Origin of the sequence: Nocardioides sp. BE266 (assembly GCF_031457855.1) — a bacterium.
In the GTDB taxonomy this organism is placed as follows: Bacteria; Actinomycetota; Actinomycetes; order Propionibacteriales; family Nocardioidaceae; genus Nocardioides.
The window spans coordinates 24,949-45,300 of the sequence record NZ_JAURTI010000009.1 but is presented as its reverse complement, the minus strand read 5'-3'; the positions used below and the strand labels follow the sequence as shown (position 1 = coordinate 45,300).

Annotated in this window: 22 protein-coding genes and 1 tRNA gene; 8 read left to right on the top strand and 15 right to left on the bottom strand. The window is 70.4% G+C overall.

From position 1 onward, the window contains the following. Nucleotides 1–14 precede the first annotated feature (14 nt). The 10 genes from J2X46_RS21370 to J2X46_RS21325 all read right to left on the bottom strand — a co-directional run bounded on the left by J2X46_RS21370 (nucleotide 15) and on the right by J2X46_RS21325 (nucleotide 8,219). Nucleotides 15–88 (bottom strand) — tRNA-Gly (locus tag J2X46_RS21370). A gap of 85 nt (nucleotides 89–173) precedes the next feature. Further along, nucleotides 174–1,259, bottom strand: coding sequence for a PP2C family protein-serine/threonine phosphatase (locus J2X46_RS21365; protein WP_310254163.1), 1,086 nt, complete (start codon nucleotides 1,257–1,259; stop codon nucleotides 174–176). Continuing rightward, on the bottom strand, nucleotides 1,256–2,152 hold the full coding sequence (locus J2X46_RS21360; protein WP_310254162.1) for a DNA-formamidopyrimidine glycosylase family protein: 897 nt from the start codon (nucleotides 2,150–2,152) through the stop codon (nucleotides 1,256–1,258). The genes J2X46_RS21365 and J2X46_RS21360 overlap by 4 nt, the downstream gene beginning before the upstream one ends. Beyond that, nucleotides 2,145–2,651: a ribose-5-phosphate isomerase gene (locus tag J2X46_RS21355; protein ID WP_310254161.1), complete on the bottom strand. Its 507-nt coding sequence runs from the start codon at nucleotides 2,649–2,651 to the stop codon at nucleotides 2,145–2,147. Before J2X46_RS21355 ends, J2X46_RS21360 begins: the two co-directional genes overlap by 8 nt. A gap of 48 nt (nucleotides 2,652–2,699) precedes the next feature. Beyond that, complete coding sequence (locus tag J2X46_RS21350; RefSeq protein WP_310254159.1) at nucleotides 2,700–3,482, bottom strand: DUF3626 domain-containing protein; 783 nt, start codon at nucleotides 3,480–3,482, stop codon at nucleotides 2,700–2,702. A 27-nt stretch (nucleotides 3,483–3,509) separates the two neighbouring features. Further along, the gene (locus J2X46_RS21345) at nucleotides 3,510–4,379 is read right to left on the bottom strand and encodes an alpha/beta hydrolase (protein WP_310254329.1); all 870 of its coding nucleotides are present in this window, start codon (nucleotides 4,377–4,379) and stop codon (nucleotides 3,510–3,512) included. A gap of 14 nt (nucleotides 4,380–4,393) precedes the next feature. Beyond that, on the bottom strand, nucleotides 4,394–4,972 hold the full coding sequence (locus J2X46_RS21340) for a hypothetical protein (RefSeq protein ID WP_310254158.1): 579 nt from the start codon (nucleotides 4,970–4,972) through the stop codon (nucleotides 4,394–4,396). A 30-nt stretch (nucleotides 4,973–5,002) separates the two neighbouring features. After that, nucleotides 5,003–6,805 (bottom strand): methionine--tRNA ligase, encoded by a 1,803-nt coding sequence (gene metG, locus J2X46_RS21335; protein ID WP_310254156.1) that lies wholly within the window; start codon nucleotides 6,803–6,805, stop codon nucleotides 5,003–5,005. An 87-nt stretch (nucleotides 6,806–6,892) separates the two neighbouring features. After that, a complete protein-coding gene (locus J2X46_RS21330; RefSeq protein WP_310254154.1) occupies nucleotides 6,893–7,492 on the bottom strand; it encodes a disulfide bond formation protein DsbA in 600 nt (199 codons plus the stop codon). 100 nt (nucleotides 7,493–7,592) lie between these two features. Beyond that, nucleotides 7,593–8,219 carry a hypothetical protein gene (locus J2X46_RS21325; protein WP_310254151.1) on the bottom strand — a complete coding sequence of 209 codons (627 nt, stop codon included), beginning with the start codon at nucleotides 8,217–8,219 and terminating at the stop codon, nucleotides 7,593–7,595. Nucleotides 8,220–8,382: 163 nt separating this feature from the next. Between J2X46_RS21325 and pepN the strand changes: the two genes are divergently transcribed. After that, a complete protein-coding gene (gene pepN, locus J2X46_RS21320; protein WP_310254149.1) occupies nucleotides 8,383–10,923 on the top strand; it encodes an aminopeptidase N in 2,541 nt (846 codons plus the stop codon). Between the two features lie 167 nt (nucleotides 10,924–11,090). On the opposite strand, the gene J2X46_RS21315 is transcribed toward pepN, so the two are convergent. Continuing rightward, nucleotides 11,091–11,477, bottom strand: coding sequence for a DUF5130 family protein (locus J2X46_RS21315; RefSeq protein WP_310254147.1), 387 nt, complete (start codon nucleotides 11,475–11,477; stop codon nucleotides 11,091–11,093). After that, entirely contained in the window at nucleotides 11,464–11,829 is a 366-nt protein-coding gene (locus J2X46_RS21310) for a hypothetical protein (RefSeq protein ID WP_310254146.1), read from the bottom strand. The genes J2X46_RS21315 and J2X46_RS21310 overlap by 14 nt, the downstream gene beginning before the upstream one ends. A 30-nt stretch (nucleotides 11,830–11,859) precedes the next feature. Between J2X46_RS21310 and J2X46_RS21305 the strand changes: the two genes are divergently transcribed. Both J2X46_RS21305 and J2X46_RS21300 read left to right on the top strand, forming a co-directional pair. Beyond that, nucleotides 11,860–12,921, top strand: a complete 1,062-nt coding sequence (locus J2X46_RS21305) for a mechanosensitive ion channel family protein (RefSeq protein WP_310254144.1) — start codon at nucleotides 11,860–11,862, stop codon at nucleotides 12,919–12,921. A gap of 43 nt (nucleotides 12,922–12,964) precedes the next feature. Next, complete coding sequence (locus J2X46_RS21300) at nucleotides 12,965–13,342, top strand: globin (protein ID WP_310254142.1); 378 nt, start codon at nucleotides 12,965–12,967, stop codon at nucleotides 13,340–13,342. A 3-nt stretch (nucleotides 13,343–13,345) separates the two neighbouring features. Here the strand turns inward: J2X46_RS21300 and J2X46_RS21295 are convergent, their stop codons facing one another. Then, nucleotides 13,346–14,191 carry a thioesterase family protein gene (locus J2X46_RS21295; RefSeq protein WP_310254140.1) on the bottom strand — a complete coding sequence of 282 codons (846 nt, stop codon included), beginning with the start codon at nucleotides 14,189–14,191 and terminating at the stop codon, nucleotides 13,346–13,348. A gap of 65 nt (nucleotides 14,192–14,256) precedes the next feature. Next, nucleotides 14,257–14,439 carry a hypothetical protein gene (locus J2X46_RS21290; RefSeq protein WP_310254138.1) on the bottom strand — a complete coding sequence of 61 codons (183 nt, stop codon included), beginning with the start codon at nucleotides 14,437–14,439 and terminating at the stop codon, nucleotides 14,257–14,259. Between the two features lie 123 nt (nucleotides 14,440–14,562). On the opposite strand from J2X46_RS21290, the gene J2X46_RS21285 reads away from it, so the two are divergent. The 3 genes from J2X46_RS21285 to J2X46_RS21275 all read left to right on the top strand — a co-directional run bounded on the left by J2X46_RS21285 (nucleotide 14,563) and on the right by J2X46_RS21275 (nucleotide 16,940). Further along, nucleotides 14,563–15,159, top strand: coding sequence for a TetR family transcriptional regulator (locus tag J2X46_RS21285; protein ID WP_310254136.1), 597 nt, complete (start codon nucleotides 14,563–14,565; stop codon nucleotides 15,157–15,159). A 61-nt stretch (nucleotides 15,160–15,220) separates the two neighbouring features. Continuing rightward, nucleotides 15,221–16,435, top strand: coding sequence for an acetyl-CoA C-acetyltransferase (locus tag J2X46_RS21280; protein ID WP_310254134.1), 1,215 nt, complete (start codon nucleotides 15,221–15,223; stop codon nucleotides 16,433–16,435). Between the two features lie 16 nt (nucleotides 16,436–16,451). Next, nucleotides 16,452–16,940, top strand: a complete 489-nt coding sequence (locus J2X46_RS21275; protein WP_310254133.1) for a MarR family winged helix-turn-helix transcriptional regulator — start codon at nucleotides 16,452–16,454, stop codon at nucleotides 16,938–16,940. Nucleotides 16,941–17,057: 117 nt separating this feature from the next. Here J2X46_RS21275 and ettA read toward each other — a convergent pair whose 3' ends face one another. Next, nucleotides 17,058–18,740 carry an energy-dependent translational throttle protein EttA gene (gene ettA / locus J2X46_RS21270; RefSeq protein WP_310254132.1) on the bottom strand — a complete coding sequence of 561 codons (1,683 nt, stop codon included), beginning with the start codon at nucleotides 18,738–18,740 and terminating at the stop codon, nucleotides 17,058–17,060. Between the two features lie 124 nt (nucleotides 18,741–18,864). Here ettA and J2X46_RS21265 point away from each other — a divergent pair, with 124 nt between their 5' ends. Then, nucleotides 18,865–19,386 (top strand): SigE family RNA polymerase sigma factor, encoded by a 522-nt coding sequence (locus J2X46_RS21265; RefSeq protein WP_310254130.1) that lies wholly within the window; start codon nucleotides 18,865–18,867, stop codon nucleotides 19,384–19,386. Then, nucleotides 19,383–20,321: a hypothetical protein gene (locus tag J2X46_RS21260; protein ID WP_310254128.1), complete on the top strand. Its 939-nt coding sequence runs from the start codon at nucleotides 19,383–19,385 to the stop codon at nucleotides 20,319–20,321. Before J2X46_RS21265 ends, J2X46_RS21260 begins: the two co-directional genes overlap by 4 nt. Nucleotides 20,322–20,352 lie beyond the last annotated feature (31 nt).

The following is a 20,352-nucleotide window of genomic DNA, read 5'->3' as shown; positions in this document are numbered from 1 at the left end:
CCGTGGAGCCTGCTTGGAGCGGATGACGGGAATCGAACCCGCGTAGCCAGTTTGGAAGACTGGGGCTCTACCATTGAGCTACATCCGCGCACCCCGGTCGACGTCTCCATCGCCGGTGCGGGAGTCATGGTGCCACACCGTCGGGCACCCTCCCCATTCGGCCCGGCCCGCGCTCAGCGGCGGTGGACCAGCAGCAGCGCGGCGTCGTCGTTGCGCGATCCCAGCGCCTCCACGAGCCGGGACGCCCCACCCTCGAACTCGCCGCGCAGCAGCCGCTCGAACTGGCCGAGCATCTTGTCGATGCCCAGGCTGATGTCGCGGTTGCGGGTCTCGACCATGCCGTCGGTGTAGAGCAGCAGCGCGTCGCCCGGGCGCATCTGCCCCGAGGTGGCGTCGTAGGTGGCGTCGTCGATGAGCCCGAGCACCGGGCCCTCGGTCTCGACGACCTCCCAGCGACCCGATCCCGCGTGGCGCAGCGCGGCGGGCGGGTGGCCGGCGGTGCGGAGGTCGTAGCGGCCGGTGGTGAGGTCGAGGGAGAGGTGGATGGCGGTCGCGAAGCCCTCGTCCCAGTCCTGGCGGAGGAGGAACGTGTTGGCGGCGGCGAGGAACTCGCTGGGTGGCAGTGCGCTCAGCAGGCCACCGATCGCGCCGGAGAGCAGCAGCGCGCGCGTGCCGGCGCCCTGGCCCTTGCCCGACACGTCGACGACCGCCACCTCGAGCCGGTCACCGACCCGCGAGGCCACCACGAAGTCGCCGGCGAAGGGCGTGCCACCGGCGGAGCGCAGCTCGGCAGCGGCGTACCACTCCGGGGGCAGGGCGGGGATGCCGCCCTGGCGCAGGATGCGGTCGCGGAGGTCGACGAACATCTGCTCGCCCTGGATGCCCGCCACGCCCAGCCGCGACCGGCGGAAGGACGAGAGCAGCACCAGGAACCCGAGGCCGAACATGATGACGACGGCCACCGTCGTGCGGACGGTGATCTCCTGCGTCGGCACGACGACCGCGAGGATCAGCAGCACGAAGACCACGAACCACGGCAGCTGGCGCGGGCCGAGCACCAGGCTGGAGACCACGAGCGGCACCAGAAGCGTGACGAGCGGGGCGTACGTCTCGAACTGCCAGATCGCCAGCCCGATGAGCACGGTCGAGACCACCAGCGCCGACAGCATCCGCGTGCCCCGCGGCACCACCCGGCCGAAGGCGGCGCTGACCCGCGAGCCGGTGCCGGTGTTCGTACGGCGCTCAGCGGAAGAACTCATGGCCGAGCTCCTCGCGACGTCTCAGGGGTGTTGCTGGCAGATCGTACGGCGCGGGAGCGGAAGGTTGGTTGACATTTGGGGCACCAGAAGATGTTGCGTCCCACGAGCTCACCCGTGCGGATGGTCGAGCCGCACAGCAGGCAGGGCATCGACGTGCGCCGGTAGACGTAGACCTCGCCCCCGTGGTCGTCCTTGCGCGGCGGCCGACCCATCGCCTCGGGGGTGTGCTCGGGGCGCACGGTGTCGATGCGCCCGGACCGCACGCCCTCGGCCATCAGCTCGACCAGGTCGGCCCACATCGCCCGCCACTGGCCGACGCGCAGGGTGTTGCCGGGGCGCAGGGGGTGGATGCGGTGCCGGAAGAGCACCTCGGCCCGGTAGACGTTGCCGACGCCGGCCAGGACCTTCTGGTCCATGAGCAGGTCGCCGATCGGCCGGTGGCTGCGCGAGATCCGGCTCCACGCGAGGTCGGGGTCGGCGTCGGCCCGCAGCGGGTCGGGGCCGAGCCGCCCCAGGATCTCCTCGCGCCGGGCGGGGCCGACGAGGTCGCACAGGATGGCGCCGCGGAGGTCGGCGTACGCCGTCGGCGCGCCGTCGACGGGGACCGTGACGAGGCGCAGCCGCACCGCACCCACGGGTGCGGGCACCTCCTCGACACCGGTGTGCACGTCGAACTGGCCGATCAGGCCGAGGTGGACGTGGACGAACCGGTCGCCGTCGAGCTCGATGAACAGGTGCTTGCCGGCTGAGTCGGCTCCGAGGAAGTGGAGGCCGTCGATCTGCTCGGCGTCGGCGGCGAAGCGGCCCTGGGGCGAGGCGACGCGGACCGAGCGCCCGGCGAACGCAGCGGTCAGGTCGTCGGCGAGCCGACGGAGGGTGTGCCCCTCAGGCATCCGGCCCGCGCAGCGCCGACTCCGGGAGGGGCGGCAACTCCTTGGTCTCGTCGTAGGTGCTGACCTGGCCGATGCGGCGCACATGGCGCTCGTCGTGGCTGAACGGGGTCGTGAGGAAGACCTCGACGAAGCGGGTCATGTCGTCGACGGAGTGCATCCGGCCACCGACCGAGACCACGTTGGCGTCGTTGTGCTCGCGCGCGAGGGCGGCGGTCTCCTCCGACCACACCAGCGCACAGCGGATGCCCTCGACCTTGTTGGCGGAGATCTGCTCGCCGTTGCCGGAACCGCCGATCACCACACCGAGGCTCTCGATGCCCTCGGCCTGGTCGCCCGCCACGCCCTCGGCGGCCCGCAGGCAGAAGCAGGGGTAGTCGTCGAGCGCGTCGTAGACGAACGGCCCGTGGTCGACCGGCTCGTAGCCGTGGTCGACCAGCCAGGTCATGAGGTGGTCCTTCAGCTCGAGGCCGGCATGGTCGGAACCCAGGTGAACGCGCATGGGGAAAGTGTTCCAGAGGGGTGGGACGACGACGGCGTCGGCCGACCCTCAGACAGCACGACCGAAGCGGGCCAGGCAGTGCCACAGCCACTTGACCGCCTGTGGATCGTGCTCGCCGCTCAGCGCAGCCGCGGCGAGCCGAGCCGGGGTGACCCCTCCACCGAGGCGCCGCGCGAGCCGCACCGGGACCTCGCCGCGGTAGTCCTCCGCGATGTCGGCGGCGTCCACTTCGTAACCCGGGTGTGTCTCGACCCGGATGCCGAGGGCGCCCAAGGCGGCGAGCGAGCCGGTGTGCTCGTCCAGGTCGGAGGGGTCGACGACGAGGGCCTCGACGTCGCTGCCCAGGTCCAGGCCGTCGTGGACGTGGGCCTCAACGTAGTCGTTCAACGGGTCGTCGAGCGGGAGGTCGGCCGCCGTCGCCGGGAGCAGGTGGGGATCCAGTCGACCGGCGTCTGCGAGCCGGCACAGCTCCTCCAGCTTCTCGGCGCCACCGATCGCCCGCGGCTCGTAGACGCTGTCGGGCCAGCAGAACGTCGACCTCGCCACTGCCTCTGACCTCAGCCGGAGGTAAGCCGACCCGAAGCGCGGAGAGGCGCCGTAGGGGTCGTCGTGACGGTTCCACGCGCCGTACACCGGTCGCGCGCCAGGATCGGCGTCGTCGTACCTGCCGGCGAAGAGCCTGCTCTCCCACAGCCATCGATGCCCGCCGGGCGCTGCCGTGAGCCCACCGTTGGACGTACCGGTGACCCACTGACTGCGATAGGCGCCGTCACGCGCGATCGCCTCGATGACGGTGCGGTCGCCGTGCGGCCAGCCAGGATGGAAGTGCACGGCGATGCTGGGAGACAACCCGATCCCTCAGCCCAGATGCTGGTCAAGATAGGCGGCGACCTGGCGCACCAGGGGCTCGGAGGCGGTGAACTGCGCGTGCCTCCAGAAGCCGTGGGTCTGACCCAGGCAGCGGATGCCGACCGTCTCGACGCCGGCCTCGGCGAGCCGCCGCGCGAGCTCCTCGCCCTCGTCGCGCAGCGGGTCGTGCTCGGCGGTGGCGACGAACGTCGGCGGCAGGGAGTCGAGCCGGTCGGAGAGGAGCGGCGCGAGGTCGGGGTCGTCGTAGTCGGCCTCGGAGCGGGCGTACTGCTCCCAGTACCAGGTCGCCTCCGACGGGTCGAAGCCCCACTCGGCGCCCTCGGACCAGGACGGGAAGCTGCTGCGCGGGTCGAGGAAGGGGTAGATGAGCGCGACCACCCGGAAGAAGCCGGGGTTGCGCAGCGCCGCGACCAGCGCGAGGTTGGCGCCGGCGGAGTCGCCGTGGGCGGCGTACGGCCCGGGCGGGCCCTCGCGGCGCAGCCACCCGACCACCGTGTCGAGGTCGTCGGGCGCCGCGGGGAACTTCGCCTCGGGCGGGCGGCGGTAGTCCACGCTCAGCACCGGCCGGCGCAGCCTGTTGGCGAAGCGGCGGCAGACACCGTCGTGCACGTCGACGTCGTTGAGCACGAAGCCGCCGCCGTGCGCGTGGACCGCGAGGCCCGGGAGCGGGTCGGCCGGCGTGTAGAGCCGGCAGGGCACCCCGTCTGCGTCGACGTCCTCGACCGAGGCGACCTCCTCGCGCGGCTGGCGCAGGTTGAACCGGCGCAGCTGCTCGCGGTGCGCGGCGAGGTCGAACCCGGGCGCGGCGAGGTCGGGCGTGGTGTCCGCCGCGACGGCCGCGCGGACCTCGGGATACATCGCCACGACGCGCTTCAGCGCGACATGAGCGCGTCGAGGCCGACCGCGATCGCCGCAGCGACCCGGAAGTCGACCCGCTGGTCGGGCACGGTGACGCGGTAGCGGTCGCCGATCGACATCTTGCGCTCGACGGAGAACAGCGGCTGGCCGCTCGGGTCGAGGAAGTCGAAGTGGATCGGCAGGAAGTCGACGTCGGTGAAACGGCGCAGCAGTCCGACGACCTGGTTTCGCTCCTGGCCGGTGCCCGTGTAGCCGGGGCCCTCCACGTGGAAGGTCGAGCGCAGCAGCGAGGCGCCGAAGTCCTTCTTGAAGTAGCCGATCTGCGCGCCGCCCTCGTCGGTGATGTCGTACCCGGCGTTGAGGTCGAGCTTCTTGCGTGCCTTGAACCCGAAGACCGGCCGCGACTTGCCGGCGTCGGAGTAGAAGGTGACCTGCTCCTTGAACGCCATCCGCTTCTGCTCGGCCAGGGCCATCAGCCGGGTCGGGTTGCCCGCCTCGTCGGACTCCGAGATCTCGTAGCGGTTGATCATCATGGTGAGCTTCTGCTTCACCACGAAGTGCGGCAGGTACATCTCGGCGGTTTCGGAGGACATGCCGCAGAGCCTAGTCAGGCCGCCCTCGGCTCAGGCGCCGAACCGCGCGAGCTCCTCCTCGACCACCGACGGGTCGAGCTTGGTGAAGATCGGCGTCGGCTTCGCGACCGGCGCACCGACCGTCACGGGCCGCGACTCCCACGCGGGCGTGCCGGAGTACTCCCCCGTGATGATGGAGTACGACACGTGGCCGGCACCGTTGTCGGGCTCCAGCTCCTCGACCTGCTCGACGCGGGGCATCGGCATGAGCTCGCCCTCGCCGCCGAGCGCGGCGTGCACCTGGTTGGCGGAGTGCGGCAGGAACGGGGAGAGCAGGGTGTTGCAGTCGCTCACGCACTGGGCCGCCACGTGGAGCACGGTCGCCAGGCGCTCGCGCTGCGACTGGTCCTTCATCTTGTAGGGCTCGGTGACGGTGAGGTACTTGTTCACCTCGCCGACGACGCGCATCGCCTCGGCGATCGCGGCGCGCAGCCGGTGCTTCTCGATCAGCCCGCCGACCGTCGTGAAGCCCTCACGGACGGTGGCGAGCACCTGCTCGTCGACCTCCTCCAGCGCCCCGGCCGCGGGGATCTCGCCGAAGTTCTTGGCGACCATCGTCGCGGTGCGGTTGACCAGGTTGCCCCAGCCGGCGACCAGCTCGGAGTTGTTGCGGGTGACGAAGTCGGCCCACGTGAAGGCGGCGTCGGAGGTCTCCGGGCCGGCGGCGCAGATGTAGTAGCGCAGCGCGTCGGGGCCGTAGCGGGCCAGGAAGTCGCCGACGTAGATCACGTTGCCGCGGCTGGTGGAGAACTGCGAGTCGCCGAAGGTGAGGAACTCGCTGGAGACCACCTCGGTCGGCAGGTTGAGCGTGCCGAACGTGCCCGGCTCGCCGCCCTTGTCGCCCTGGCCGTTGTAGGCCAGCAGCTCGGCCGGCCAGATCTGGGAGTGGAAGACGATGTTGTCCTTGCCCATGAAGTAGTACGACTCCGCCTCGGCGTCGTTCCACCACTCACGCCACTTGTCGGGCTCGCCGAGACGGCGCGCCCACTCGATCGACGCCGACAGGTAGCCGATGACCGCGTCGAACCAGACGTAGAGCCGCTTGCTCGGCTGGTCCTCCCAGCCCGGCACCGGGATGCCCCAGTCGATGTCGCGCGTCATTGCGCGCGGCCGGATCTCCTTGAGGATGTTCTGGCTGAACTTGATGACGTTGGGGCGCCAGAGGCCGGTCGCCTCGCGCTGGTCGAGCCACTCGCCCAGCGCGTCGGCGAGCGCGGGCAGGTCGAGGAACCAGTGCTGGGTGTCCTTGAACTCAGGCGTCTCGCCGTTGATCTTGGAGCGCGGGTCGATCAGGTCGGTGGGGTCGAGCTGGTTGCCGCAGTTGTCGCACTGGTCGCCCCGGGCCTCCTTGTAGCCGCAGATGGGGCACGTGCCCTCGATGTAGCGGTCGGGCAGGGTGCGACCGGTCGAGGGGCTGATCGCGGTCTGCGTCGTCTCCTCGACCATGTAGCCGTTGCGGCGGCAGGTCTCGAACATCTCCTGCACCACCGCGTAGTGGTTGCCCGTCGTCGTACGGGTGAAGAGGTCGTACGACAGTCCCAGTCCGCAGAGGTCGTCGACGATCACCTGGTTGTACTTGTCGACGAGCTCGCGCGCGGGCATGCCCTCGTTGTCGGCGAGCACCAGGATCGGCGTGCCGTGCTCGTCGGTGCCGCTGACCATCAGCACGTCGTGGCCCGCCATCCGCATGAACCGGCTGAAGACGTCGGAGGGCACGCCGAAACCGGCGACGTGGCCGATGTGGCGCGGGCCGTTGGTGTACGGCCAGGCGACGGCGGACAGGACACGAGTCATGGGCGCAAGCCTAGTGACCGGACGCCACCCGGTTTCCCCGGGTGGCGTCCGTGATCACGATGGGTCCGGCACCGGGCCGGACGAGGGTCAGGAGAAGTCGAGCTCGCCGGTGCGCGAGCGCTTGAGCTCGTAGAAGTACGGGAACTTCGCGACGGCGACGGCACCGTCCCAGAGCTCGCCGGCCTCCTCGCCGCGCGGGATCTTCGACAGGACGGGGCCGAAGAAGGCCGAGTCGTTGATGTGGATGGTGGGCGTGCCCACGTCGTCGCCGACCGCGTCCATGCCCTCGTGGTGGCTCTTCGCGACGGCGTCGTCGAGCGACTCGTCGTCCCAGGCCTCGATGAGGTCGGCCGGGAGGCCGACGTCGGCCAGCGACGCGGCGACGGTCTCCTGCGAGAGCTCCTCGCCGTTGTTGTGGCGGCGGGTGCCGATGGCGGTGTACCAGTCGCCCAGGGTCTTGTTGTCGTACTCCTGCGCGATCTTGATCGCCACCCGGACCGGCTTCTCCTTGCCGGCCAGCATCTCGCGGTAGCCGTCGGGGATGTCCTTGTCCTTGTTGAGGTACGCCAGTGACATCACGTGCCACTGCACCTCGATGTCACGGACCTGCTCGACCTCGCGGATCCAGCGCGAGGTGATCCAGGCGAACGGGCAGAGCGGGTCGAACCAGAGGTCAGCGGTAGCCATGTTGACCACAATTCACGACCGCTCCCGACTATTCCGCGCCCTCGGCAGCGAGCGGCCCGACCCTCCCGGCGGGCCGCCCGCCACCTGTTCGTGGGCCGCGTCAGTGCGCGGGCGTGAACTTCGCGGTGAGGCTGTTGCCCGACCCCGACACGATCTGGTTGACGATCGCGGTGACACCGAGGCCGCAGCCGGTGAACTTCGGCAGGTCGTAGGTGCCGGTGAAGGTGCTGCCGAGCTGCAGGTCGACCTTGCCGCCGAGGTCGGCGACCACGGGCGTGCGCGTGACGCAGGCGGGGTTCACCAGGTTGACCCACGGCGTGAGCATCGGACGGATCGCGAGGATGCGGACGTTGAAGGTGGACCGGGCGGTGCCGGTCATGGTGAACAGGTCGACCCCGCCGGTGACCGGAGCGGTCTGCTCCATGGCCAGGGTGACCTTGGCCAGCGGCAGCGAGCCGAGGTCGAGGCGAGAGGTCGCCTCGGGCAGGGCCAGCGCGCCGGTGAGCTGCCAGGTGGCGACGTCGAAGCCGCCCTTGAAGGTCCCCGTCGGCACGACGAGGTCCTTGTTCAGCTTGACCAGGTGCGAGGTGACGTCGACCTTCCAGTCGATCGGCACGATCGGGTCGGCCTGGGCCGGCGCCGGCAGTGCGGAGGCCGTCCCGGTCGCCAGCGCGACCACGGCGATCACGCGGCCGAGACGGCGCGCGAGAGTACGAGCAGTGAGCATTGTCTTCCCTCCCCGGAGACAGGTGCTTGTGCGGTTGTGACCACCAACTTGCCGAGTCAGCGCGGGTTCGTCAACAGAAGTGTCACAGTCAGTTACATCGTGAGACGAAGTCGTGACCGACCGGCAAGGGGCGGGTCGCCCACCCGGGTGGCAGGATGCGCCCATGCCTGGAACCAACCTCACCCGGGACGAGGCCGCCACCCGCGCCGCCCTCCTGGACGTCACGTCGTACGACGTGGCCCTGGACCTGACCACCGGAGACACCACCTTCGCCTCCGTCACCACCCTCGAGTTCACCTGCCGCGAGCCCGGGTCGAGCACCTTCGCCGACCTGGTCGCGCCCACCGTGCGTGACATCACCCTCAACGGACGCACCCTGGACCCCGCGACGGCGTACGTCGACAGCCGCATCGCGCTCGACGACCTCGAGGCGACCAACACGCTCGTCGTCACCGCCGACTGCGCCTACTCCAACACCGGCGAGGGCCTGCACCGCTTCGTCGACCCGGTCGACGACCGCGTCTACCTCTACAGCCAGTTCGAGGTGCCCGACGCGCGCCGCGTGTTCACCACCTTCGAGCAGCCCGACCTCAAGTCGGTCTTCACCTTCACCGTCACCGCCCCCTCCCACTGGGTGGTCGTGTCCAACGCACCGACCCCCGAGCCGACCCCCGCGGGGGACGGCGTCGCGGTCTGGAGCTTCCCGACCACCAAGCGGATGTCGACCTACATCACGGCCATCGTGGCCGGTGAGTACCACGGTGAGTTCGACACCTACGATGGCAAGTTCGGCACCATCCCGCTCGGCCACTACTGCCGCCAGTCGCTCAAGGAGCACATGGACACGGCCGAGCTGGTCAAGCTCACCAAGCAGAGCTTCGAGTTCTTCGAGGAGCAGTTCGACTACCCCTACCCCTTCGGGAAGTACGACCAGCTCTACGTCCCTGAGTACAACGCCGGCGCCATGGAGAACGCCGGCTGCGTGACGCTGCGCGACGAGTACCTCCCCCGCAGCCGCCAGCCGCGCTCGTTCTTCGAGTTCCGCGCCTCCGTCATCACCCACGAGATGGCGCACATGTGGTTCGGCGACCTCGTCACCATGAAGTGGTGGGACGACCTCTGGCTCAACGAGTCGTTCGCCGAGTGGGCCTGCTACTGGTGCGAGGCCAACGCCACCGAGTTCGACGACGCGTGGACCGGCTTCGCCAACGCCCGCAAGCAGACCGGCTACCGCGCCGACCAGCTGCCCTCGACCCACCCGATCGCGGCCGACAACGTCGACCTCCACGCGGTCGAGGTCAACTTCGACATGATCACCTACGCCAAGGGCGCCTCGGTGCTCAAGCAGCTCGTCGCGTGGGTCGGCATCGAGCCCTTCCTCGAGGGCCTGCGCACCTACTTCAAGGACTGGGAGTACGGCAACCCGGAGTTCAAGGACCTGCTCGCCACCCTCGAGAAGGCGTCCGGGCGCGAGCTCGACAGCTGGGCCCAGGAGTGGCTGCAGACCGCGGGCGTCAACACCCTCGCCCCGGCCTTCGAGCTGGCCGAGGACGGCACGTACTCCTCCTTCGCCGTCGCGCAGTCGGCGCACCCCGACTGGCCGACGCTGCGGCGTCACCGCCTCGGCATCGGCCTGTACGACGACGTCGACGGCCGCCTGGTCCGGCGGGACTACCTCGAGATCGACGTCGAGGGCGACCGCACCGAGGTCCCCGAGCTCGTCAGGGTCAAGCAGCCGGCGCTGCTGCTGCTCAACGACGAGGACCACGCCTACGCCAAGATCCGCCTCGACGAGCGCTCCCTCGCGACGGCGATCTCCGACCTGTCGACCTTCGAGGACTCGCTGCCCCGCGCGATCGTGTGGGGTGCGGCGTGGGACATGACCCGCGACGGCGAGATGCGCACCCGCGACTGGGTCGACCTCGTGCTGGCCAACATCGGCCAGGAGAGCGACGCGTGGGCCGTGACCCGCATCCCCGCCTCCACGGCGCTGGCGGTCAGCTTCTACTCCGACCCGGCCCACCGTCCCGAGCTCAAGGCGACGTGGGAGGCCGGCCTGCGCGAGCTCATGCTCGCCGCGGAGCCCGGCAGCGACCACCAGCTGACCTTCGCCCGGTCCTTCGCCGGCGCCGCCCACAGCGACGCCGCCCTCGACGACCTGATCCACCTGCTCGACGGGTCGTTCACGGTCGAGGGCCTCGCGATGGACCAGGACATGCGCTGGGTGCTGATCACCGCGCTCGCGAAGTCCGGCCGTTTCGGCGACGCCGAGATCGACGCCGAGCTCGAGGTCGACAAGACCATCTCCGGCAAGGAGCAGGCAGCTGCGGCCCGGGCATCCCAGCCCACGGCCGAGGCCAAGGAGGCGGCCTGGGCAGCGATCGTCGACCCGACGACGCCCAACGAGACCTCACGCGAGATCGCCTTCTCGATCTTCCGCTTCGGCCAGGAGGACGTCCTCGAGCCCTACCTCGAGAAGTTCCTCACCGCCTCGGAGACCCTCGTCGACGTGCTGGGCTTCCACAAGGCCTCGACGGTCCTCGAGTACGGCTTCCCCAGGCCCCTCGGCTCCGAGGCCACCCTCGCCCGCCTCGACGAGTGGCTCGCCACCTCCGACGCGCCCAAGCAGGCCAAGCGCTACATCGGCGAGGCGCGCGCGGAGATCGCCCGGGCCCTCACCGCCCAGGCGTACGACGCCAGCTGACCGACCGGGCACTTCGTGCCCGTCCGGCCCACTGACCGGGCACTTCGTTCCTCATCACGGGAACGAAGTGCCCGGTCACCATTTCAGACGGGCACGAAGTGCCCGGTCAGCATTCGGGCCCGGATCGCCCCAGCCTCCCCAGCCCGCGCTCGCGGAGCGAGCGCCAATCAGCCGGCGTGGAGGGTGTTCTGGGGGCGGGCGTGGTCGGCGAGCATGGCGACGCCACGCTGGAGGCCGGCGAGCAGGTTGCCGGCGCCGAACTCGGAGGTCATCGACACGACGGCGAGCTCGACCTCGGCGTCGCTCAGGTGGCGTCGTACGTCACCACCGGTGACCACCTCGGTGACCCGGCGGCGCGGATCGACGAGGATCAGCACGCTGCGCGCGGGTGCGACGAGCCGGTTGTGCAGGCGCGTGGCGTACGCGCGGGTGTCGTCGCCCTCGGCGGGGCCGACGTAGACCGAGAACTCGAAGCGGCTGGACTGCTCGGCCAGGCGGATGACCCGGTCGAGGGCGAGCCGGTCGGACTCGCTCAGCAGCTCACCAGCTGCCACTGGCGCCACCTGCTCGGGAGTCCTCGCCGTCGGCGGCGGGGAGCTCGGCGACACCCTGGCGGGGGCCGCCGATCCACTGGCCCTCGCCGGCCGAGTGGTCGGGCAGCAGGCGCTCGCCGCGGATCATCGCGGGGAGGTAGACCGCCAGGGCGATCAGCACGAACAGCAGCAGCGGGCCGCCCACGAGGAGCATGAGGGCATGCAGGTCGTCGACGTCGACGACCGGTGCCCAGCCCTCGGCCATCTCGGCGTGGGCCGGCGCGGCCAGCAGCGCCAGCGCCGGGGCGCCGGCCAGGACGAGCGCGCGGAGACGTCGCCGGGACGAGTGGGAGTCGCTGACGGGGGTGCTCACGGGTACAAGGCTATCTGCATACTGGCGGGCATGCCTCACCCCCTCATCACCCCGATCATGAACGTGACCGAGGTCTCCGGGAGCGAGACCATCCCCCTGACCTCGTGCACCGACGGAGTCCTCTGCAACTGGGTCCTCGACCGCACCGGCAACGAAGGCCTGGCCGACGTGGTCGACTGGGTCGTCGGCAAGCCGACGGCCCTGCTGGGACTGATCCTGATCGGACTCCTGGTCCGGTGGCTGCTCCACCGGGTCATCGACCGGATCATCAAGCGCGCCGAGGTCGGCGTGCTGCCCAACCGCCTCAGCCGCGCCATCAGCGGCGGCAAGATGGGCGCCGCCCTCAACCTCCGCGAGGACCCGGGCTTCACTCGTCGGGTGCAACGCGCCGCCACGATGGGCTCGCTGCTCAAGAGCATCGTCAGCGGCGTCGTGTTCACGGTCATCGCGCTGATGTTCATCTCCGAGCTCGGCTACGACATCGCCCCGCTGATCGCCAGCGCCGGCATCATCGGCGTCGCGCTCGGCTTCGGCTCGCAGGCGCTGGTGAAGGACTTCCTGTCCGGCATCTTCATGATCTTCGAGGACCAGTACGGCGTCGGCGACGTCGTCGACGTCGGGGAGGCCTCCGGCACGATCGAGGCCGTCAGCCTGCGGGTCACGCGCCTGCGCGACGTCAACGGCACCGTCTGGTACGTCCGCAACGGCGAGATCCTCCGGGTCGGCAACATGAGCCAGAACTGGGCGCGCACCGTGCTCGACGTGACCGTCGGCTACACCGAGGACCTCGTCCACGTGCGCCGCGTGCTCGAGGAGGTCGCCCACGACCTGTGGGAGGACGACGACTACCGCGGGGTGATCATCGAGGAGCCCGAGGTCTGGGGCGTGGAGTCCCTGGGCGTCGACGGCATCGTCGTACGGGTCACGCTGAAGACCGCCCCGCTCGAGCAGTGGGCCGTGGCGCGGACGATGCGCGAGCGGGTCAAGTCGCGCTTCGAGCTCGAGGGCATCAACCTCGCGGTGGCCCAGCGCGTCGCCTGGCAGGAGAGCGCGCCGTCGGCCGCACACGCCGAGCCGACCGACGACGCGTAGCCCCGACCCGCGCTGCGTGTGGGCCGACCGGGACAATGGAGCCGTGAGCGACACCTTCTACGACGAGATCGGTGGGGCGGAGACGATCCGCACCATCGTGCACCGCTTCTACGAGGGTGTGGCCACCGACGACGTCCTGCGTCCGATGTACCCCGAGGAGGACCTCGGTCCCGCCGAGGAGCGGTTCACGCTGTTCCTCATGCAGTACTGGGGCGGCCCGACGACGTACTCGGACAACCGCGGGCACCCGCGGCTGCGGATGCGGCACGCGCCGTTCGAGGTCACGCCGGCGGCAGCCCAGCGCTGGCTGGTGCACTTCCGCGCCGGCCTCGACGCCGCCGAGCTCACGCCCGAGCAGGACGCCCGGTTCTGGGACTACGTCACCCACGCCGCCCAGTTCATGGTCAACACCCTGGAGTGAGCCTCACCCGGTGACGAAGGCGCGGAACTCCTCGGGCACGGGCGCCGGACGACCGGTCTCGTTGTCGATGCAGACGCCGACCACCTTGGCGCGGGCGAGCAGCTCGTCGCCGTCGCGCACGACCGACTCGAAGACGACCGACGTGCTGCCGATGTGAGACACCCACGTCCGGCAGTCGTAGGGCTCGGCGCGGAACAGGATCGGGCGCCTGTAGTCGACGTCGGTCTGCGCGACGACGAGGTGGTAGCCCGAGCCCAGCTCGCGCCCCTGGGCCACCATCAGCTGAATGCGCGCCTCCTGGAAGTACTCGAAGTACTTCACGTTGTTGACGTGGCCGTAGACGTCGACGTCGGAGAACCGGACGTGGACGGGGTACTCCCCTCCCGGGACCTCGACGACCTCGGGGGCCTTCACCGCACGGACCGGCTCCTCCGGCTCCAGCAGGCGGCCGAGCGACTCCTTCTCCTCGTCGTGGAGGCGGCGCGGGCGCTCGCTCGCGAAGACGTACGGCGTCAGCACGGTGCGGGCGCGCAGGAAGACCGTGCGGTCGCCGGCCTCGTCCTCCTCGAAGATCTCGTAGGCCATGGTGAAGCTCGCCGCGCGGATCTCGGTGACCCAGCACTCGATGGAGACGGGCTCGAAGGAGAAGGTGAGCGAGGAGACGTAGGTGACCTCGTGGCGGACGACCACGACGCCCTCGGCGAGGTCCTCGCTGCGACTGTCCGGCGCGTGGGTGCGGAACATGTCCACCCGCGCCTCCTGGAGGTAGTCGACGTAGGTGACGTTGTTGACGTGGCCCAGCAGGTCCAGGTCGGCCCACCGGAGCGGGCAGCGGTACAAATGGCGCACGCCCCGATCGTCGCAGAAAGCAGACGGTCGGGGCGTTGCGGTGTCAGCCAGTGGCGGGGCGCCGTTCAGGCCGCGAAGTGGAGCTTCCCGTAGTAGGCCGGGATGGACTCGTGGCGGGCCTGGCGGTCCTTGCGGGTCACGCGGAGGGTGGACGGGAGCGCGACCGCTGCCATCGTGAGGGCGGCCAGGGCGGCGATGCCGACGGCGACCAGGAGGGTGATGACGGCGGTGGGGTCGATGAGCTGCATGATCGGTTCCTTTCTACAGGTGAAGAATTTCTACGTATGTAGAAGCATACGCTTCTACACCTGTAGGTCAAGTCCGGCCGGTAGTGTCCTGCGTCACCGGAGCCAGCAGTGGGAGGGAGCACGGTGAGCCCAGCGACCGAGGAGCTGTCGCCGCGACGGCGCGAGATCCTCGCCGCGGCGACCACGGTGCTCGCCCGGCAGGGCAACCGCGGGCTCACCCACCGCGCGGTCGACCGCGAAGCGGGCCTGTCCGAGGGCAGCTCGTCGGCCTACTTCCGTACGCGTGACGCGCTGATCGGCGCGCTCGGGGACTTCGTGGCAGCGCGGATGTCGGCCGACGTGCAGGCGATGGGCGCCCGCCTCGCGACCTGCCCCGGCGACCACGAGCGCGCCACCGCCGAGGTGTCCCGGCTGCTGCTGGGGTGGCTGGAGCACCCCGACGTGCTCACGGCGCGCCTGGAGCTGAGCATCGCCGCCACCCGCGACGGGGACCTCGCCGAGAGGTTCCTCGAGTGGCGCGACGACCTGGTCGGGATGGTCCGCGAGGTGCTGGCGGCCGCGGGCAAGGACGGCGGGCAGTCCGCCGAGACGCTCGTGGCCGCGCTGGACGGCGTGCTGCTGGCGTCGCTGATGCTGCCCGTACGCCGGCGGCGCGCGTTCGTCGTCGAGAGCGTCGAGAGCATGCTCGCGGGCCTCGGCACCAACCCCGGCACTGCCTGACGGAGGCCTCGCGGACTAGTCTGCGAGGAGACAGTGACCGACGAGTAACCGGAGTTCTCCCATGCCCGAGGCAGTGATCGTTTCCGCAGCGCGCTCCCCCATCGGCCGCGCCAACAAGGGCTCGCTCAAGGACTTCCGTCCCGACGACCTCACCGCGCTCGTCGTCCAGGCCGCGCTCGACAAGATCCCCGGGCTCGACCCGGCCACGATCGAGGATCTGCTGCTCGGCTGCGGCCTGCCCGGCGGCGAGTCGGGCAACAACATGGCCCGCGTCGTCACGACCCTCCTCGGCCTCGAGGTCCCGGGCGCCACGATCACCCGCTACTGCTCCTCCTCCGTGCAGACCACCCGGATGGCCTTCCACGCCATCAAGGCCGGCGAGGGCGACATCTTCGTCTCCGCGGGCGTCGAGACCGTGTCCCGCTTCGCCAAGGGCACCTCCGACCACATCCCCGGCACCCGCAACCCGCTCTTCGACGACGCCGGCGCGCGCACCGACGAGCTCGCCCAGGGCGGCCAGGACTGGCACGACCCGCGCGAGGACGGCAATCTCCCCGACATCTACATCGCGATGGGCCAGACGGCCGAGAACGTCGCCCGCCTGCGCGGCCTCGACCGCAAGGAGCTCGACGAGTTCGCCGTCCGCTCGCAGAACCTCGCCGAGAAGGCCATCGCCGACGGCTTCTGGGAGCGCGAGATCACCCCGGTCACGACGCCCGACGGCACGGTCGTCACCAAGGACGACGGCCCCCGCGCCGGAGTGACGTACGACGCCATCGCCGGCCTCGATCCGGTGTTCCGCCCCGACGGCGTGGTCACCGCCGGCAACTGCTGCGCGCTCAACGACGGTGCGGCCGCGGTGGTCGTCATGTCGGACACCAAGGCCGCCGAGCTGGGCCTGACGCCGCTCGCGCGGATCGTGTCCACCGGCGTCTCGGGCCTCTCCCCCGAGATCATGGGCCTCGGCCCGGTCGAGGCGACCAAAAACGCGCTGAAGTACGCGGGGATGTCCATCGGCGACATCGACCTCGTGGAGATCAACGAGGCGTTCGCGGCGCAGGTGGTCCCGTCCTACCAGGACCTCGGCATCGACCTCGACCGGCTCAACGTCAACGGCGGCGCGATCGCGGTCGGCCACCCGTTCGGCATGACCGGTGCCCGGCTGCAGAACACGATGCTGAACAGCCTGGACTGGCACGACAAGTCCACCGGCCTGATCACCATGTGCGTGGGCGGCGGGCAGGGCATGGCGCTGATCCTCGAGCGCCTCTCCTGACACTAGGCTGCCCCCTATGACCACCCCGGGGGAGCCTCGCTGGCTCGACGACGTCCAGCAGCACTCGTGGCGAGCGCTGATGATGGGCATGACGCTGCTCGAGGAGCGCCTCGACGACGACCTGCGGCGTGAGTTCAGCATGTCGCTGACCGAGTACGAAGTGCTCGTCCGGCTCTCCGAGCGCCCGGGCCGCGCGATGCGGATGGCGCAGCTCGCCGACGCCATGGCGCACTCGCGCAGCCGGGTGACGCACACCGTCGCCCGCATGGAGGCGGTCGGCTACGTCACCCGTGGGACGACCCCCGAGGACGGCCGCGGCGTGGTCGCCACGATGACGGCCCAGGGCTACGAGCTGCTCGTCAAGGCCGCGCCGTGCCACGTGGAGAGCGTGCGGCGCAACCTCGTCGACCTGGTCGCCGACGAGGACTTCGCGGCCGTCGGTCGGGTCTTCGACCGGGTGGCCGACCACCTGGTCACCCGCCACCCGGAGTCGGAGATCAGGTAGCCGCTCCCCGGCCGGGTCTCGATACGAGCCTTGCGCGACCTCGTTCCTCGGTCGCGTGCTCACTCGACCTGGCCGAGCCCACGCCGGCCGCTCGTTCCTCGCGGCCGACTGCTCGTCTCAGTCGCGCGTGAGGCGGCGGTGCGTGACCCGGTGCGGGCGCGCGGCGTCGATGCCGAGGCGCTCGACCTTGTTCTCCTCGTAGGACGCGAAGTTGCCCTCGAACCAGAACCACTTCGCCGGGTCCTCGTCGTCGCCCTCCCAGGCGAGGATGTGGGTGGCGACGCGGTCGAGGAACCACCGGTCGTGCGAGGTGACCACGGCACAGCCGGGGAAGTCGAGCAGCGCGTCCTCGAGCGAGGACAGGGTCTCCACGTCGAGGTCGTTGGTGGGCTCGTCGAGGAGCAGCAGGTTGCCGCCCATCTTCAGCGTGAGCGCGAGGTTGAGGCGGTTGCGCTCACCACCGGAGAGCACGCCGGCCTTCTTCTGCTGGTCGGGGCCCTTGAAGCCGAACGACGCGACGTACGCGCGGCTGTTCATCTCGAAGTTGGCGACCTTGATGAAGTCGAGGCCGTCGGAGACGACCTCCCAGACGTTCTTGTTCGGGTCGATGCCACCGCGGCTCTGGTCGACGTAGGACAGCTTGACGGTCTGGCCGACGGTCAGCTTGCCCTCGTCGGGCTCCTCCGAGCCGGTGATCATCCGGAACAGCGTGGTCTTGCCGACGCCGTTGGGGCCGATGACGCCGACGATGCCGGCGCGCGGGAGCTTGAAGGACAGGTCGTGCATGAGCTGGCGACCCTCGAAGCCCTTCCCGAGGTCGTCGGCCTCGAGCACGATGTCACCGAGGCGCGGACCGGCCGGGATGTTGATCTCGGAGGTGTCGATCTTGCGCATCCGGTCGGCCTCGGCCGCCATCTCCTCGTAGCGCGCGAGACGCGAGCGGCTCTTGGTCTGGCGGGCCTTGGCGTTGGAGCGGACCCACTCCAGCTCCTTCTCGAGCATCTTGGCGCGCTTGGCGTCCTTCTGGCCCTCGACCTTGAGGCGCTCGCGCTTGGTCTCGAGGTAGGTCGAGTAGTTGCCCTCGTAGCCGTGGATCTTGCCGCGGTCGACCTCGGCGATCCACTCGGCGACGTTGTCGAGGAAGTACCGGTCGTGGGTGATCGCCATGACGGCGCCCGGGTAGGACTTGAGGTGGCCCTCGAGCCACTGGACCGACTCGGCGTCGAGGTGGTTGGTGGGCTCGTCGAGGAGCAGCAGGTCGGGCTGCTCGAGGAGCAGCTTGCACAGCGCGACGCGGCGGCGCTCGCCCCCGGAGAGGTTGTCGACCAGCACGTCGGGCGGCGGGCAGCGCAGCGCGTCCATGGCCTGGTCGAGACGGCTGTCGAGGTCCCAGGCGTTGATGTTGTCGAGCTCGGTCTGCAGGTCGCCGGTCTCCTGCATGAGGGCGTCCTGGTCGGCGTCGGGGTCGCCCATCTCCATGTAGGCGTCCTCGAGGCGCTTCATCTTCGCCTTGACGTCGGCGACCGCCTCCTCGACGTTCTCCAGGACGGTCTTGCCCTCGGTCAGCGGGGGCTCCTGCTGGAGCATCCCGACCGTCGCCTCGGGGTCCTTGATCGCGTCGCCGTTGTTGGCGTGCTCGAGCCCGGCCATGATCTTGAACAGCGTGGACTTGCCCGCGCCGTTCGGTCCGACGACACCGATCTTGGCGCCGTGGAGGAACGAGAGGGTGACGTTGTCGAGGACGACCTTGTCACCGTGGGCCTTGCGCACGTTGCGCAGCGTGAAGACGTACTCAGCCATGCGGGCGAGCCTACGGGGAACGGCCTGCGCACAGACAATCGCGCCTACCCTGAGACCAACCGGGCTCCCGCCGCGTCGAGCAGGGTGACGGCCTCCATCGGGGAGGCCCGCAGAAGGGGGACCGATGCGAGGGAGCACCCGCGACGACGAGGAGTTCACCTCGTTCGTCGCCTCCGCCTCACCGCAGCTCCACCGGAAGGCCTGGCTGCTGACGACCTCGTCGGCCGCCGCGGACGACCTGCTGCAGTCGGCGCTCGCCAAGGCGTACGTCAACTGGCGCCGCGTGAGCGCCGCCGACGACCCGACGGCCTACGTCAGCGGGATCGTGCTGAAGACGTTCCTGAGCGACCGGCGACGACGCAGCAGCACCGAGGTGGCGGTCGCCGCTCCGGAGGACGCCGAGGCGAAGGACGAGGACCCGGCGCTCCGGCTGACCCTGCTCGCGGCACTCCGCACGCTGGCGCCGATCGATCGCGCGGTCGTGGTGCTGCGCTACTGGGAGGACCGCTCCGTGGAGGAGACCGCCCACGCGCTGCACCTGAGCAGCGCTGCCGTGAAGAACCGCTCCCTGCGCGCCCTGGCCGCGCTGCGCACCCAGCTCGGCGACGTGCGCGAACCGATCCTGTCCCCGGAGGCACACCGATGACCATCCAGCGCACCGACGCCACGCCCACGCCCGAGTCCGACGAGCAGTACGTCCGCGGGGTCATCGACTCCGCGATGTCGGGCACCCGACCTCCTCTCGACCTGTCCTCAGCCGCGCTGGCCCGTGGCCGCCGGCTGCGCACGCGCCGCCGCGTCGTGCTGGCGTCGACCGCGGTAGCCGCGACGGTGCTCGCCGCCGTGGCGGCACAGCAGGTCCTGCCCGGCAACGGCGACGCTGCCCGCGACGGCAGCGACCTCGTCGCCACCCCGGGACCGGCCCCGCTCCCCGAGGCACCTCGCGGCTGGTGGGACATGCCGGCCACCGAGATGGTCACCACCGTGGAGGCGATCCTCCCCGACGGCATCACCGTCACCGACCCGGGACCGCTGGAGGCGGACACCCCCGAGGGCGGTCCGGCCCACGGGTGGATCAGCTCCCAGCTGTCGGGCGCCACCGGCCCGGGCTCGCTCAACGTCATCCTGTCGCCGTACGTCGACGAGCCGATCACCGTGACCGAGGAAGGCACCTCCGTCGCACCCACCAGCGGCACCGATCGCGGCTGCGAAGCGCCCGAGCTCTCGTCGGCCACCTCGTGCGTCGAGGTGCCGGAGGGTGACGAGGTCGTCGTCGCTCCGAGCGGACCGGACTCCGACATCAGCTGCGAAGCGGAGTTCTCCGGACGCACGACGTGCGCCCAGATCCGCGACGAGCAGGGCACCGTCGTCGGGCGGCGACGCACCAACCGCTGGGGCGGCACGGTGATGACCGAGGTGGTGCTGCGCCGCGACGGCGGCACTGTCTATGCCGCGAGCGCCAACACGCTCGACGACAAGTGGGGGGCCGACTCGCCGCTGTCGGCGACGCAGCCGCCGCTGACGCTGGACCAGCTCGAGGACCTCGTCCGCAACGACGCATGGGTGTCGTACGAGCCCTGATCGACGGCACGCGTGACGACCCGGTCGACCC